Consider the following 14,062-nt stretch of genomic DNA (forward strand, 5'->3'; position numbering starts at 1 on the left):
GAATACAAAAAAAGACGGCCGCAATTCACATGCGGCCGTCCTTCATTGCGGTCAACGCCGGCCACTAGGGCCAGCCGTAATCAACGACGCATGCCTGCACCGATCGCAAGCACACCCGCCACGATGGCGGCAATGCCGGCCCAAGCCGGGATAGGTACGGACTTTTCGGTTTCGGCCGTAGCCTTCACCGAGCCGACCTGCAATACGGTTTCTTCAGACTTGTAGTTAAAGCCCTTATAAGCCAAGGCAGCGATGCCCAGGACGATCAGGATGGCGCCAATGATTTTCATATGTTCCTCTCCGATTCCATGTTGCTGCGCGAAAGTTACCGCAACGCCCTGAACGTGTCAGTGACAGAACGTGTCGCCTGTCACACCCGTATTGCAATGCTTTAGGCAAAGGGCCTGCGTCGTATAGAATCAACCCTTTTGGCCGACGCTCATGTGGTTCAAAAACCTCAAGATTTACCGCCTCTCCTCGCCGTGGACCCTCATTGGCGATCAGCTTGAAGAAACGCTTGCGCGGCACGCCTATCAAGCGGGCAACAACCTCGAAATGCAAAGCCTGGGCTGGGTTCCCCCGCGCGAGAACGGCGGGCTTGCGCACGTCGTGAACGGTCAGATCCTGCTGTCCCTGCGCGCCGAGAAAAAGCTTTTGCCCGGCACCGTCGTGAACCAGGTCGCCAAAGCGCGCGCCCAGGAGATCGAAGAGCAGCAAGGCTACAAGCCGGGCCGCAAGCAGATGAAGGAAATCAAAGAGCGCGTCACCGACGAGCTCCTGCCGCGCGCCTTCAGCGTGTATCGCGACACCCGCGTCTGGATTGACCCGCAGAACCACTGGCTGGTCATCGACGCCGCTGCATCGGCCAAGGCGGACGAAGTCATCGGCTTGCTGGCCAAGTGCGTTGATCCGTTCCCGCTGGAAAATCTGTATGTGACGCAATCGCCCGCGTCCGCAATGACCGGCTGGCTGGCTGAAGACGAAGCTCCCGCCAACTTCAGCATCGATCAGGACACCGAGCTGCGTTCCTCCGGCGAAAGCGGCGCCGCGATCCGCTACGTCAAGCACTCCATCGACGCCGACGACGTGCGCCGCCACATTCAGTCGGGCAAGCAGTGCACCCGTCTGGCCATGACCTGGGCCGACCGCATTTCGTTCGTGCTGACCGAAGGCCTGGACGTGAAGCGCGTTTCCCCGCTGGATGTGCTGAAGGAAGGCAACGAGGGCGTCGCCACCAACGACGACGAAAAGTTCGATTCCGACATGATGCTGATGACGGGCGAATTGGCCAAGATGATGGCCGAACTGGTCGACGCTCTGGGCGGCGAAAAGAAGATCTAAGCCGCGCCTGCCGCAGCGCTTGGAACCATCAGGCCGCCCATCACCGGGCGGCCTTTTTCATGCTGTGGCCATTACGCCGCAACACTGCGATCACGGCCGGCCTGCTTGGCACGGTACAAGGCCTTGTCGGCGCGGTCGATCAGATACGCGTAGTCCGGGTGGCCATCGAAGGTCGCCACGCCGATGCTCGCCGTGATGTGCTTGACGCCGGCTTCGGGAATGTTGAAATCGTGGCGGCGAATCTCGGCCCCCAGCTTTTCGGCAGCGGCCAGCGCGGCGTCTTGCGCCGTATCCACCAGCACGACCAGGAATTCCTCGCCGCCATAACGGAACACGAAATCGCTGGACCGGCAGGCTTGATGCACCACCTCGGCAAACTGGCGCAACACCTGATCGCCCCCCGAATGGCCGTGCTCGTCGTTAATCGCCTTGAAGTGATCGATATCCAGCAAAAGGACGGAAAACCGGCTGTTCTGGCGGGTGGAGATCGAGATCTCGCGCCCGATCACTGACGGCAAAAAACGCCGGTTGAGCACGTTGGTCAGGGGATCGCTGCCGCTTTCTATTTCGGCCACCATGTCGAACAGGCCGTTGAGCAAATGCTTGATGCGTGCGACCAATTCCTGCAACTCGCGCACCTGATCCGGCAGCGAACGCTGCCCTTCCCGCTCGCCCTGCATCAGCTGCGGCAACACCACATCATCCAAACGACAGACGGCCTCGGTGATCTGCCGCAGCGCCGGTGCGCTTTCAAACATGACGCCGCCCTTGTGCTGCAACCACAGGCCGAACTCGGATGCGGCCAGACGCGGCAACGCCTGCTCCGGCGCCCGGTAATGCAAACCGATGAGCACCGCCTGGCTCCATTCCAGCAAGGCAGCGCGCTGACGTTCGCGTTCCGTGGAAATGTTCTGCCCCAGGGCGAACAAACGGTAGGCCTCGTCATTGCGGGCGCCACGATTGATATCCCGCATGAAGGCGCGGCTCATCTGCTCAATGGCGAGATCAAACAGATTGCATACGTACTGAGTCGCGACGGATGCGGCGTCGCCATCCAGATCGCTTGCGCGCAACCGCTGCGCAATTTCATTCTTCAGAATGCGCGCGCCCGCCATCACCAAATGGATCGGGATGTGGACGCGGGCATGGACTTCGCCCACTTTTTTCTGTGTGGCCATCAGCGCGGCGACATCGCCTTGATCGCGCACACAGAGCAAGCCCTTGAGCCAATGCTTCATCCCGCTATGCAGACGGGTCGAGACGATTTCGTGGGAGAGGCGCGGCCCTGCCTCGGCATCGGAAAGCAAGGTGGAGTAGAACGCATCCACCAGTTCTTTGGCGCTATCGGCCACCACGGCGGCAACCTGGCCACGCGTATACGCGTCCACCGATTGATACACCGCTTCCCAGGCCTGCGCATTCGATGCGCTCAGGTAGCACGCCTGCCCGGCGGCGCCGGAAGAAGACGCAGCCGCGCTAAGACTTGAAGACATAAGATCATCCGCCCAAAGACTCTGCGCGTGTCTCGGAACGACACGCGACAGAAAAAACTAGCGCGGATTATGCTTGAAATCGCCTGCGGAGCCGCAGCAGCGGCTTCGCATTGGATGATGTGGCCCCGCAAGCAGCTCTGTCACCCGCCTGGCGGCAGGGCCAGCCCAGGCTTACTCCAGACCGTGGAAGACAGAATCGTCAGGTCCGACGTGCGACGGATGCTGCCACGTGACATCGCGCAGCGAATGCTGCACCAGGCCTTCCACGCCCAGCAGGACCGCAAAAATCGCCATGCGGATGGGAATGCCGTTGTCCGTCTGGCGGAAGATGGCCAGGCGCGGGTCGTGGTTCAGGTCCACGCTCAGGTCATTGGCGCCCGGACGGCTGTCGCGCGGCAGCGGGTGCATCACGATGGTTTCGGGGCTGCAATACGCGTCGATGATGGCGCGGCTGATCTGGAAGTCCGGCGTGTAGCCTTCATTTTCTTCGTTGGCGAAACGCTCTTTCTGCACGCGCGTTGCGTAGATGACGTCAGCGCCGGCCAGGCCTTCAGCCAGCGACGTCTTCTGCTCGATCACATTGCCGTTGCGGCTGGCCTGCTCGATGATGTAGCTGGGCATTTCCAGCCCCTTGGGCGACACCAGCGAGAACTTCACGTTCTTGTACAGCGCCATCAGCTTGATCAACGAGTGCACGGTCCGGCCGTACTTCAAGTCGCCAACCATGGCGATATGGGCGCCATCCAGCAATTTGCCCAGGCGCGAGAACTCGGTCAGGATCGTATACAGGTCCAGCAACGCCTGGCTGGGGTGTTCGCCAGGGCCGTCGCCGCCGTTGACGACCGGGATGTTCGTGGCCCGCGCAAATTCGGCAACCGATCCCTGATCCGGGTGGCGGATCACCATGGCATCCACATAGCCGCTCATGACGCGGCTGGTGTCATAGATGGATTCGCCCTTGGCCATGGACGAAAAAGTGAAACCCGTGGTGTCGCACACCGAACCGCCCAGGCGGCAAAATGCGGAACCGAAGCTGACGCGTGTGCGGGTGCTGGCCTCGAAAAACAGGTTGCCCAGGACAGCGCCTTCCAGCACGCGAGACACTTTCTGGCGGCGGGCGATGGGCTGCATCATGTCGGCCACGCGGAACAGGTCTTCGACAGATTCACGGGTGAACTGATCAACCGACAGCAGTTGATGCTTGCCTTCCACGGCAATACGCTCGCGCAGCGGCCCCTCTTGTACGCTTTGCGTATACTTTTCCAGCAAGACCCCGTTTTGAACGATTTCGCTGACAAAACGCTGCACTACTTCCGGCATCGCCCGAAATTCCTGCGATCCCTCGGGTAGCAACCAGGTGTCTAACGCACGGCGTTTGACGCCGATCCGGGTGGCGAACACGTCGCGCGTGAGGTTCAGGCGACGCATGGCGTCACGCAGGAAAGCTTGCTGGGAGATGGTCATGACAGGCCCCGAGAAAGAGGATTTATATACGCACTGCGCATATTATTCCCAACGCAAATTCAAGTCCAACTTTTTTGCGCACAGGGGTTTACCCTGAATTCACGAGCGAATTGCGTAGGATGTCATCTGCTGAGTGTCTGGCACAGCCTGTCCCAGAGAGAACCAGCACGCCGCACAGAACGCCATGGCACTGAGCAGATAACAAACCATCGCCAGTAACTGCGTTGGCCAGTGCCCCCGTGTCAGATGGCCCGTGTAGCCTTGGCGCAACAAACTGACCTGCGCCAGATACGCAAACAACAGCCCCAGGCATGAGGCCAGCAGGCCGGCCAAAAACAGGGCGAGGGGCAGTTGGAGGTCGGGTGCGGCGATATCCCCGCCCACGATGCCCAGTGAAAAACCCACCAGGAGCAAAGCCGCGCCCCCATTTAGCCATCCCGTCAGGCGCGTTGCGCCCGCGAACAACGCAAACGACACGCCAGAGGAACGGATCTGCTGCGTGCGCGGGTCCATGTGTTAGCCGCCGGTGGCGCTACGGCAGGCCGGAGTGGCGCTCTGGATGGAGGCGCGAACAGCCGCTATCTCGGCCGCGTCCCAGCGGCCAGTGCCCAACACCGTCACGGTCACCTTGGACTTGGCCGGGCCGTCGGATTCAGCGGAAATCAGCTCCAGCACGGTAGCCGGCTCGCCAACTTTGTAGAGCTGGATCTCGTCGGGAGCGCCCTTCTCGCCCAGCGAGTGGCGCCACGCATAGGCAGCGCCATAGGGATGCGGCACATTGACATGGCAGGCACGCACATATTCGCCCGCCCGTCGGAAGGCCGCCTGATAGTTGGTATCAACGCTAAATGTTTCCTTCTGCACGGAGTCGGACTCATAGACCCCTTTGCTCGCGCAGCCGGCTAACAACGCCGCCACCAAGGTGACACCTACCCATACTGACTTGCGCATGATTCTTCCCGCATTGAAATTCGGACTTCCGCGATTATGCCAGCGGCAACAAAAAGGCCACGCCTGAAATGCCGAAACATTTCTTGCGTGGCCTCGGGCCGAGCGAGCGGCAGCGGTACCACCCTGCTACTTTTTGCTCTCCGCAGCGCCCTCGATCTTTTCTCCGCCTCGTTGGATGTCCTTGCCGGCGCCTGATACGGTATTGCATCCCGCCGAAAGTGCGGCGATCGAAAGCAACATGACGAGAAAGACTTTGTTCTTCATAGATATCTCCTGTCTGGGCGTGGAAACCGAAACCAGCATACTCCAAAGGCCCTAATTTGCGCATGACCGGCTGTGACAATGCGCCGGCGCACTGCCGCTCTGGCTTGGCGGCGTATCGGATCAGGGAATCCTGCCCAATCCAAGCCGCAACCTCATCCCGGAAAACGAAGCCCTACAATGCAGCCCCCAGCGAAAACGGGTTGCGGTTGAAGGACCGAATGAGTCCGCTCGCGCCCGTTTGGGGACACATGAACTTCAGCGGTGGGGGCTTGCAAGCGCTGTGACGCAGCCTCTCGCACGCCCATCGTTAAAATGGTTGTTACAACTTCGACGAAACCCCGTAACCGCCCTTACTTGACGGTCACACACCGGCTCACGTGCGCCTGTCGCGTAATTGCCGGCAATGGATTAGGATGCGCAAATGAACTCGAAACATGTATCGCAGAACGCCGGTTCCGCCCACCAGGGTTGGGGCTGGGAGCAGCCTCAGTGCCGCGGACAAGCAGCTTTGGCGCTGTTTATCGACGATCTGCACCGTATTCTGCAAGCCCATGCCGCGGGCAAGCTCGCAGACAGCAGCACACTGGCTGACGCGCAAGCGCAAGTTGATGAGTTGCTGGCGCGCTATAACGAAATCAATGCAGCACCGGATATTTTTCTTGGGCAATCGGTCGAACTAAAAGAAGGCACGGATCGCAACGGCGTGTCTCATACCGTACCTATTTTTTCCGCACGTCTGAAGCAATCGCTCGTATCGATGCTGGGACAAGCCCCCCGCTGACACACTTGCGTTTGGCCGCAACGCCGCCAATCCTGGACCAGAACAGCCCGAAAGGAGATCCCATAATGAATACTGACAATGTCGTAGAGTTTCTCCGCTTGCTGTCGCTGGATGTGTCGCTGGGCGCTGCCGCCCAACACGCCGCGAGCCAAGCGGATGCGCCTCTAGCGCTGGCCCGGTTGGCCACCGCGCACGGCTTGCCTTGTAATGCTTCAGACTGGTCCTTTTTTGCTCGCAGCTGCCTGGACACTCCGGAAGACACCGATACTGATGCCAGCCCCACCGGCGCCATCATCTGGCAACTGGTGCAAGATCCCGCGCACGGCACGGCCATTCCCGCCAGCGCCATAACTCGCGTCATTGGCATCATTACTCAGCCAGATGGCGGTCCGCCAGTGGTGGGCCATGTGGTAGGCGACCTTGCGCCGCGTACGCCTTTGGGTATGGCGCCTTACCCGTCGGGTTCCTGACCCGCCACTGAGGCCTGACGCCGCCAGGGCCTCGGCCCTAGGCCGGCTGGCCCAGATACTCGACGACTCCAGATGCGGCGGCCGCCCCGCTGGCCATGCAGGCGGTCAGCAAGTACCCGCCCGTCGGCGCTTCCCAATCCAGCATTTCACCCACGCAGAACACACCCGGCGCGGCGCGTAGCATCAGGCTCGGGCTCAAGGCATCAAACGACACGCCCCCCGCCGTACTGATTGCCTCGTCGATCGGACGCGCGCGAGCGAGCGTCAACGGCAAGGCCTTGATTCTCAGACTCAAGCGGTCCTCGTCGCGGAAATCCTCGGCCGACGCACATTCGCGCAACAACCCAGCCTTGACGCCCGTCAGCCCCAGCCGGCTTTGCAAATGACTGGACATGGATCGCGCCCCGCGTGGATGGTTTACTGCGGCCATCACTTTCTCTAGTGTCCAGCCGGGCGCCAGATCCAGCAGCGCAACCGCTTTGCCTTCAACATCGATACGATCACGCAACGGGGCGGAAAGCGCGTAGACCAGGCTGCCCTCGATTCCCGTTTCGGACACCACGAACTCGCCCTGCCGCGCAAGCGTCTCGCCCGAATCCAATGTGCAGGCCATGGCCACTGACTTGACGGGCTGCCCCGCGTAACGCTCGCGAAAATGATCCGACCAGGCCACATCAAAACCGCAGTTGGCAGGACGCAGCGGCGCCACGGCAATGCCGTGGGCCTGCAAGCCCGCCGCCCACGCGCCGTCCGATCCCAGCTTGGCCCAGCTGCCGCCACCCAACGCCAGCACCACAGCATCCGCCGCACAAGCCTGCTCGCCATCAGGCGTCTCAAACCGAAGGGCGCTCGCAGCCGGCGGCGTGCCCGGAGGCCACCCCAGCCAGCGGTGCCGCATATGAAAGCGCACGCCGCTCGCACGCAAGCGCGCAAGCCAGGCTCGCAGCAAGGGCGCTGCCTTCATTTCCTGCGGGAACACGCGCCCCGACGATCCTACGAACGTTTGAATACCCAGCTGATGCGCCCAGTCACGCAACGCGGCTGCATCCATCGTTTGAAGCCAAGGCGCTATCTCAGCCGCACGAGCGCCATAGCGCGCCAGAAAAGGCGCTGCTGGCTCGCTGTGCGTCAGATTCAGCCCGCCCCTGCCCGCCATGAGAAATTTGCGCCCGACCGAAGGCATCGCATCGTACACATCGACCGCTACGCCACGCGCGCTCAAGCCTTCGGCAGCCATCAACCCGGCCGGACCGCCGCCAATCACGGCAACACGCTTCGCGGATGCGTTCACGACGCCAGCGCCATGCGGGCGTTAACAGGTAGGGAGATCAGGCAATGCATGGAAGACAAATCAGAGAGAGGACAAGCACAGCGCAAGCGACATGGCTCGGCGCCAGGGGGAAAGATTGTCGCATGACGATCTGCCCCCGAGTCCAGCGCCCGGCGGGCTCCGCCTGGCGCAAAAAAAGCCTGGCTCCGGCCACTTATTGAGCGCCTTCGCCAAGCCATTGTTATTACGGGACAAATCAGACATGCGCAGAGGCTATCCCAAGGCTTGTCCACAGTCCCTGTGGGTAACTTTACGCGTCAGGCGTTCCTTGCCGCCTGCATAGGACCCGACCACGGCTCGGCATCAAGCTGAAACCGGAGCTCCTGGAATTCGCCATCCACCGAGACGGACGGCAGCAAGCCAGCATCCAATGCCTGACCCAACGCGCGTCGGCATAGCGTTTCCGGATCATCCGGCAACGATTGGAACACGCCATCTGGAATACGCAGGCGCAGCAGCGCTTGGGGATCTCCGCGTTCCGCGGGCCGGCCAATATGGATATGAGCGGGATAACCGTGAGGGCACCAGATGCCCACGTGGTACTTACCTTCTGCGCCGGTATCGGCGACATAGCCGGGATGATCGTATTTTGCTGTGCCCATGGACCCTCCTCGAGTGCGGCGAACTAGCGCGCGTGACCCATGGTAGCTCAGGGCTGCGGCCCTGTGCGCTAGCGGATACTCGGGAAACTACGGACTGGAGCAAAGGTTTGACCCAAGGCAAGCCGCAGACGAAAAAAAGCCGCGATGAGCATCGCGGCTTTTTTAAGGAGGGACGTGGCGGAAACAGATTTGAATCTATTTCCGGGACATCCGGACCTGCTTGAAACTGGTTGCGGGGACAGGATTTGAACCTGTGACCTTCGGGTTATGAGCCCGACGAGCTGCCAGACTGCTCCACCCCGCGTCTGATGTGTGAACTATACACCAAATTTAAATCTTGTGCAGCGCACCCAGGCCAATATTCGTGTTTTCGGCCTTATTTCCACGAAAAATTTTCGCCACACCTCGCAAAGCTCGTCCGAATGGGCCGGAAACATCCAGGCAAATCACCTGGGCTGCCCCAAGCGCTGTGACACGCACCGCACCGCCGTAGGCCACCCCATGCGCTTCGCCCGCGTTGACGCGCGCTGCCACCGTGAAAGGCAGGCCACCCGCGGCTTCCGGGCCGATCGCACGCTCTTCGACGCGTACGCTGCCAGAGACGCAAATCACGGTAGCGCCAACGCGCAGCGCCAATTGCTGGCATGCGCCCGAAGGAATTTCAAGGCGGTGTTGCAACGATTCGGGGTAGGACTTGGTGTGCATGATCATCTCCAAACGGACAGTGACAGGCTACGCGCGCCCTGCTCTGCGCAACAGACACACCCACGCACAATCTGCATCGATGCAGATGCTCGATTTCAGCGCTGTTATGGTGTACTTTGCGTAAATCTGTGCCTACCCTCATTCCAATCTCAGGGAGCATGATCGGCGCATGGACCCACAACCGCTATACCTCCGCTTGGCGAACCACTATCGGCGCGCCATTCAAACCGGCGTCCTGGCTCCCGCCCAGCGCATGCCATCCGTTCGCACGCTGGTACGCACCCATCACGTCAGCCTGTCCACGGCGCTGCAAGCCTGCCGCCAGCTGGAAGACGACGGACTGATCGAAGCCCGGCCCCGTTCGGGCTACTTCGTCCTACAGCCTCGCCGCAACAGCATTCCGCCGGTAAAAGAACCCGACATCCGTCAGACGCTGGGCGCGGCGCAGTACGTGGGCATCCACGACCGCGTCTCGGACTTTATCGCTAAGTGCGAAGCCCATACGGTTAGCGCCAATTTTGCGCTAGCGGCGGCAGTGCCTGAAGCCTACCCGATGGAAGAACTTAAACAGGCGATGACGCGCGCGCTGCGCCAGTCGCCGCAAGTGCTGGTCAGCCCCGTTCCCCCACAGGGCCACCCCGAGTTGCGTACGGTTTTGGCGCGGCGTGCGTTGGCCAATGGCATCAACGCGACGCCTGACGATGTCATCGTGACGCATGGCTGTATTGAAGCCCTGAACCTGGCCCTGCGCGCAGTGGCTCGTCCGGGCGACACGATTGCCGTCGAGTCCCCCACCTACTTTGGCCTGTTGCAGATCCTGGAGAGCCTGGGCATGCGGGCGCTTGAGATTCCCACCAGCCCGCAGCACGGCCTGTCGATCGAAGCGCTGGACCTGGCGTTTCAGACGCATGGAAATATCCGCGCAGTGGTCGTGGTGCCCAACTTTCAGAACCCCCTGGGTTGCGTCATGCCTGACGCTGAAAAGGCACGCCTTGTCGCGCTATGCGAGCGCCAGCAAGTGCCGCTGATCGAAGACGACACGTATGGAGCGCTGACTGACGACGACACGCCTTTGGCCGCGGCCAAGTCCTGGGATGCGACCGGGAACGTTATCTATTGTTCGTCCATGCACAAGACCCTGGCGCCAGGCATGCGTCTGGGCTGGCTGCTGGGCGGGCGCTGGAAAGCCCGCATCGCCATGCTGAAATTCGCCCAAAGCCGTCCCAACGAACCGCTGGCGCAGATCGCGGTAGCCGAATTCATGGGGTCGCGCGCGTATGACCGTCACCTGGCTCGTTTGCGCCGGCAATTGAAGATTCAGCGCGACCAAACAGCAGAAGCCATTGCCGCGCACTTCCCCCGCGGCACAAGGTTGAGCGTGCCGCAAGGCGGCATGTTGCTCTGGGTGGAAATGCCCAATGGCTGCTCGGGCATGGAGGTCTTCGAGGCCGCGCTGCAACAAGGCATACGGGTTGCCCCCGGAGCCATGTTTTCCAACGGCACCCGCTACAACCATTTCCTGCGCATCAGTTGCGGCCAGCGCACCACGCCCGAGATTTCGCGGGCCCTGCTGAGTCTGGCGCACATTGTCAGTGAACGCGCGGCATGAATCCGTCCCTGCACCAATTCATTACCGACTACGGCTTATGGGCAGTGTTGGGCGGCACTTTCCTGGAAGGTGAAAGCGTCGTGGTGTTCGCGGGATTCCTGGCGCATCAGCACTTGTTGCACTTGCCGTATGTGATGCTGTGCGCATTTGCCGGGTCCTTTGTGGCGGACCAGCTGCTGTTCTATTTGGGGCGCCGCTATCGCGACCACCGGTTTGTGCAGCGTATCCGCGAAAAACCGGCATTCGAAAAGGCGCTGTCCGCCATCGACCGGTATCCGCACGGCTTCATCCTGAGCCTGCGCTTTCTCTATGGCTTGCGCACGGTTGGCCCGGTGGCGCTCGGCGTATCGCGCGTATCGCCGTTGCGATTCCTTGTGCTCAATGCCATTGCTGCCGCCATCTGGGCCGTGTGCTTCAGCTTGCTGGGTTATGCGTTCGGCCAGACGATTGAATCACTACTCGGACGTTTGCATGGCGTGGAAACCAAACTGGCGGTCGCCGCCGCGATTGGCTTGGCGATCTGGCTGGCCTATCACCTGTATGCGCGCCGCAGGCGCTGACGGTACGGTCAGAACACCAGCCGGCCGCTCGCGCGCAACACATGGCGGCGGCGCGCCTTGCGATACCAGCCGCCAATAAGCGGCAGCAGCGCCAGACGGCGCAAAATGGGGTGGCGCTGGTCGAAGTCGTGCCAGGCCTTGAAGCCATGCCCCATGCGCTCCCAGCTCTCGCGCGCCTCGGGGGTAAGTTTGCCGGGGTCGAACGCCGCCAGCTTTGCCGCTTCCGAGACGCGAGCCAACATCGCTGCGCCCCGGTGATTCAATGGATACTGATTCCGCATGGGGCCGCATATTACCCGTAGTAAGGGCCCCGTGCCGGATGATCCGGCAAAGCTCCAAAACACGCAAAAGGAGCCACCTTTGACCGCCCCGCGCAAGCCCTTGTAATTAAAGGAAAATAAGCAGCTATGCCCGCACTATCCCAAGGCTTGTCCACAGAAGCTGTGGGTAACTTTGGCCGGACCGCCACCAAATCAAAGCCCCTTTTCGGAGGTGCTTTACTTCAGTGCGGCGTTGATCATGTCACGCACGCTCTCGAAACCCGCAACATATTGCGGGTTTTCGGAACGAGCCAACAGGCTGGCGTAGTTCTGTTCCAGTTGCGCTTCAATAGCTTCGCGCAGGCCAGGCGAGGCCTTGACCAGATGCAGCATCGACAACAAGGTCGAATTCAGCGCGTCGATACGGCCGCCCTGATGCGAGATGGTGTGAACGATGACGGCGATTTGTTCCTGGATATCCATGTGTAGCCTCCTGGCATTGATAGTCGGCGCAAATCCTAGCATGACGTCCGCGCGATCCTGCCGGTGCTAGGCAAGCGGCACCTGCCGCGCTAGCATGAAGCGTAGCCGCAAGGGCACCGCGGCGCATGCCGCCAGCGCCATCTTTGGCATCCGGGGGCCAACGGAGCGCGCTATGAAGACGATCCAACATTACGCCCCACCAGACGCCCAGTCGCTGCAACGCTTGCAGGACAAGCTCGGCTACAGCGACGCCCGCATGGCGGAACTGGCCGGCCTGGACGCAGCCACCCCCTGGCCCAGCTTTGTCGGCGGCCCCGAACCCCGGGCGTTAGGACGGCAGCGATTGTTTTACATGGTGGCCCGGCTGACGCTGGACGAACAGGAATGGCAAAAAGTGCTGGCCGCCATGCACGACGCTGGCGCCCGTTTCGATTACGAAGACCCCCTTACCGGCGGCGCTCCGCCTTCGCCGGAACTCGTCGCGGACGAAGAACACAAGTTCGGCATGCTGCTGGTCAGCCGCAACGGCGCTTTCCACGAAATGGAGCAATTGCGCGAGTTCGCCCATTTCGCACACGAAGCCAACGTCAGCCGCTTCGTACACACGGTGTTCTACGACAGCGACATTGATTTGTGCCGCTTCAGCTTCGCTGACCACGACGGCCTGGACGCCTCTAGCCGGGATCGCATATTCGATGCGGCTCAAAAAACCATCACACGTTTCGAGTTCGACGGACGCATTTATCATGGCGGCATTCCGCCGGAGTCCGACGGCTAGACAAGAACCTGCGCATTGACGCGGCCCGCTTTGCGCCTGTACCGTCGGCACTCTCCTTTCCGCCCTCGCCCCTACGCATGAACGAACGTCTCGACGCCATCGACCGGCAACTGCTCAGCCTGCTGCAAGCCAACGCGCGCGAACCCGCCGCCATCCTGGCGCGCAAGCTGGGGCTGGCCCGCACCACGGTGGTGGCCCGCATCGCCCGGCTGGAACGCGAGAGCATTGTCTCGGGGTACGGCGTACGGCTGGGACGCCTTCTGGAAGAAGCCGCGGTGCGCGCGTATTGTTTTATCAGCGTGCTACCCAAGACCCCGGCGGCGGTCATACGCGAACTGGAGCGGATGCCCGAAGTGGAAGAAGTCTCTTCCGTCAGCGGGCCGTATGACTATCTGATCTTCCTGCGCTGCGAAACCCATGAGCAGTTGGACGAGCTGCTGGACCGCATTGGCCTGATCGATGGCGTCAAACAGACGCAGACATCCATCGTACTCAGCCGCAAGGTAGACCGCCGCAGCGCCGTCGCGGCCCCCTGACCTGCGGCAAGCCGGGCGCCTCGCCTTCCCTTGCGCTCCTGCATAATGTTGTAATGACGTTTACCGTGATTTCTGGATGCCCCATGCTCGCACGCCTTGCCCCCGCCGCCGCCTTGCTCACCTTGCTGGCCGCCTGTTCCAGCATGAGCGAAGTCACGTCTGTCGACAAGAACACCTACAGCGTCACTTACAGCTCAGGCACGCAATTGCTGACTTGGGTAGAACTCAAGAACCAGACGCTGCAACGTGCGGACCAATACTGTCAGTCCATCGGCCGCAAGCTGCAAAAACCGAAGGTCACGTCCAATCATGCGACCGGCCTGGGTTCCAAGCGCGCCACCGTGACGTTTGAATGCGGTGCCGTCGAACCGCCCAAGGATTCTGCGAAGTAAGCGGCTGCCATCGCGGGCAACGCCAGCGATCAGGTGTAGCATT

The 14,062-nt window shown here is 61.3% G+C and carries 19 protein-coding genes and 1 tRNA gene; 8 read left to right on the forward strand and 12 right to left on the reverse strand.

The genetic code is table 11. The features are described 5' to 3' along the window. Nucleotides 1-80: 80 nt before the first annotated feature. Entirely contained in the window at nucleotides 81-290 is a 210-nt protein-coding gene (locus RAS12_RS13900) for a hypothetical protein (protein ID WP_306950840.1), read from the reverse strand. Nucleotides 291-441: 151 nt separating this feature from the next. On the opposite strand from RAS12_RS13900, the gene RAS12_RS13905 reads away from it, so the two are divergent. After that, nucleotides 442-1,341, forward strand: coding sequence for a recombination-associated protein RdgC (locus RAS12_RS13905; protein WP_306950841.1), 900 nt, complete (start codon nucleotides 442-444; stop codon nucleotides 1,339-1,341). A gap of 71 nt (nucleotides 1,342-1,412) precedes the next feature. Here RAS12_RS13905 and RAS12_RS13910 read toward each other — a convergent pair whose 3' ends face one another. From RAS12_RS13910 to RAS12_RS13930, 5 genes are all read right to left on the reverse strand, one after another. Further along, on the reverse strand, nucleotides 1,413-2,834 hold the full coding sequence (locus tag RAS12_RS13910) for a diguanylate cyclase (protein WP_306950842.1): 1,422 nt from the start codon (nucleotides 2,832-2,834) through the stop codon (nucleotides 1,413-1,415). Nucleotides 2,835-3,005: 171 nt separating this feature from the next. Then, a complete protein-coding gene (locus tag RAS12_RS13915) occupies nucleotides 3,006-4,298 on the reverse strand; it encodes an aspartate carbamoyltransferase (RefSeq protein ID WP_306950845.1) in 1,293 nt (430 codons plus the stop codon). A 99-nt stretch (nucleotides 4,299-4,397) separates the two neighbouring features. Beyond that, nucleotides 4,398-4,811 (reverse strand): hypothetical protein, encoded by a 414-nt coding sequence (locus tag RAS12_RS13920; RefSeq protein ID WP_306950847.1) that lies wholly within the window; start codon nucleotides 4,809-4,811, stop codon nucleotides 4,398-4,400. A gap of 3 nt (nucleotides 4,812-4,814) precedes the next feature. Continuing rightward, nucleotides 4,815-5,249, reverse strand: a complete 435-nt coding sequence (locus tag RAS12_RS13925; RefSeq protein WP_306950850.1) for a BPTD_2524 family lipoprotein — start codon at nucleotides 5,247-5,249, stop codon at nucleotides 4,815-4,817. 126 nt (nucleotides 5,250-5,375) lie between these two features. Further along, nucleotides 5,376-5,513: an entericidin A/B family lipoprotein gene (locus tag RAS12_RS13930; RefSeq protein ID WP_306950852.1), complete on the reverse strand. Its 138-nt coding sequence runs from the start codon at nucleotides 5,511-5,513 to the stop codon at nucleotides 5,376-5,378. Nucleotides 5,514-5,934: 421 nt separating this feature from the next. On the opposite strand from RAS12_RS13930, the gene RAS12_RS13935 reads away from it, so the two are divergent. Beyond that, nucleotides 5,935-6,294, forward strand: a complete 360-nt coding sequence (locus RAS12_RS13935) for a hypothetical protein (protein WP_306950853.1) — start codon at nucleotides 5,935-5,937, stop codon at nucleotides 6,292-6,294. 65 nt (nucleotides 6,295-6,359) lie between these two features. Further along, nucleotides 6,360-6,764, forward strand: coding sequence for a hypothetical protein (locus tag RAS12_RS13940; protein ID WP_306950855.1), 405 nt, complete (start codon nucleotides 6,360-6,362; stop codon nucleotides 6,762-6,764). 37 nt (nucleotides 6,765-6,801) lie between these two features. Here the strand turns inward: RAS12_RS13940 and RAS12_RS13945 are convergent, their stop codons facing one another. From RAS12_RS13945 to RAS12_RS13960, 4 genes are all read right to left on the reverse strand, one after another. Continuing rightward, nucleotides 6,802-8,055, reverse strand: a complete 1,254-nt coding sequence (locus RAS12_RS13945) for a TIGR03862 family flavoprotein (protein WP_306950856.1) — start codon at nucleotides 8,053-8,055, stop codon at nucleotides 6,802-6,804. Nucleotides 8,056-8,351: 296 nt separating this feature from the next. Continuing rightward, complete coding sequence (locus RAS12_RS13950; RefSeq protein ID WP_306950858.1) at nucleotides 8,352-8,696, reverse strand: hypothetical protein; 345 nt, start codon at nucleotides 8,694-8,696, stop codon at nucleotides 8,352-8,354. Nucleotides 8,697-8,923: 227 nt separating this feature from the next. Beyond that, nucleotides 8,924-9,000 (reverse strand) — tRNA-Met (locus RAS12_RS13955). A gap of 26 nt (nucleotides 9,001-9,026) precedes the next feature. Continuing rightward, a complete protein-coding gene (locus tag RAS12_RS13960) occupies nucleotides 9,027-9,401 on the reverse strand; it encodes a hypothetical protein (protein ID WP_306950860.1) in 375 nt (124 codons plus the stop codon). A gap of 169 nt (nucleotides 9,402-9,570) precedes the next feature. Here RAS12_RS13960 and RAS12_RS13965 point away from each other — a divergent pair, with 169 nt between their 5' ends. Both RAS12_RS13965 and RAS12_RS13970 read left to right on the forward strand, forming a co-directional pair. Next, a complete protein-coding gene (locus RAS12_RS13965) occupies nucleotides 9,571-11,010 on the forward strand; it encodes an aminotransferase-like domain-containing protein (RefSeq protein ID WP_306950862.1) in 1,440 nt (479 codons plus the stop codon). Beyond that, the gene (locus tag RAS12_RS13970; RefSeq protein WP_306950864.1) at nucleotides 11,007-11,570 is read left to right on the forward strand and encodes a DedA family protein; all 564 of its coding nucleotides are present in this window, start codon (nucleotides 11,007-11,009) and stop codon (nucleotides 11,568-11,570) included. The genes RAS12_RS13965 and RAS12_RS13970 overlap by 4 nt, the downstream gene beginning before the upstream one ends. Before the next feature lie 8 nt (nucleotides 11,571-11,578). Here the strand turns inward: RAS12_RS13970 and RAS12_RS13975 are convergent, their stop codons facing one another. Continuing rightward, nucleotides 11,579-11,812, reverse strand: a complete 234-nt coding sequence (locus RAS12_RS13975; RefSeq protein WP_306950866.1) for a hypothetical protein — start codon at nucleotides 11,810-11,812, stop codon at nucleotides 11,579-11,581. A gap of 255 nt (nucleotides 11,813-12,067) precedes the next feature. Continuing rightward, the gene (locus RAS12_RS13980; protein WP_306950867.1) at nucleotides 12,068-12,313 is read right to left on the reverse strand and encodes a hypothetical protein; all 246 of its coding nucleotides are present in this window, start codon (nucleotides 12,311-12,313) and stop codon (nucleotides 12,068-12,070) included. 172 nt (nucleotides 12,314-12,485) lie between these two features. On the opposite strand from RAS12_RS13980, the gene RAS12_RS13985 reads away from it, so the two are divergent. From RAS12_RS13985 to RAS12_RS13995, 3 genes are all read left to right on the forward strand, one after another. Continuing rightward, nucleotides 12,486-13,091 (forward strand): hypothetical protein, encoded by a 606-nt coding sequence (locus tag RAS12_RS13985; RefSeq protein WP_306950869.1) that lies wholly within the window; start codon nucleotides 12,486-12,488, stop codon nucleotides 13,089-13,091. 77 nt (nucleotides 13,092-13,168) lie between these two features. Continuing rightward, nucleotides 13,169-13,627, forward strand: a complete 459-nt coding sequence (locus RAS12_RS13990) for an Lrp/AsnC family transcriptional regulator (protein ID WP_306950871.1) — start codon at nucleotides 13,169-13,171, stop codon at nucleotides 13,625-13,627. A gap of 83 nt (nucleotides 13,628-13,710) precedes the next feature. After that, a complete protein-coding gene (locus RAS12_RS13995) occupies nucleotides 13,711-14,019 on the forward strand; it encodes a hypothetical protein (protein ID WP_306950872.1) in 309 nt (102 codons plus the stop codon). The last annotated feature ends 43 nt before the right edge of the window (nucleotides 14,020-14,062 follow it).

Source organism: Achromobacter seleniivolatilans (assembly GCF_030864005.1).
GTDB lineage: Bacteria > Pseudomonadota > Gammaproteobacteria > Burkholderiales > Burkholderiaceae_B > Achromobacter > Achromobacter seleniivolatilans.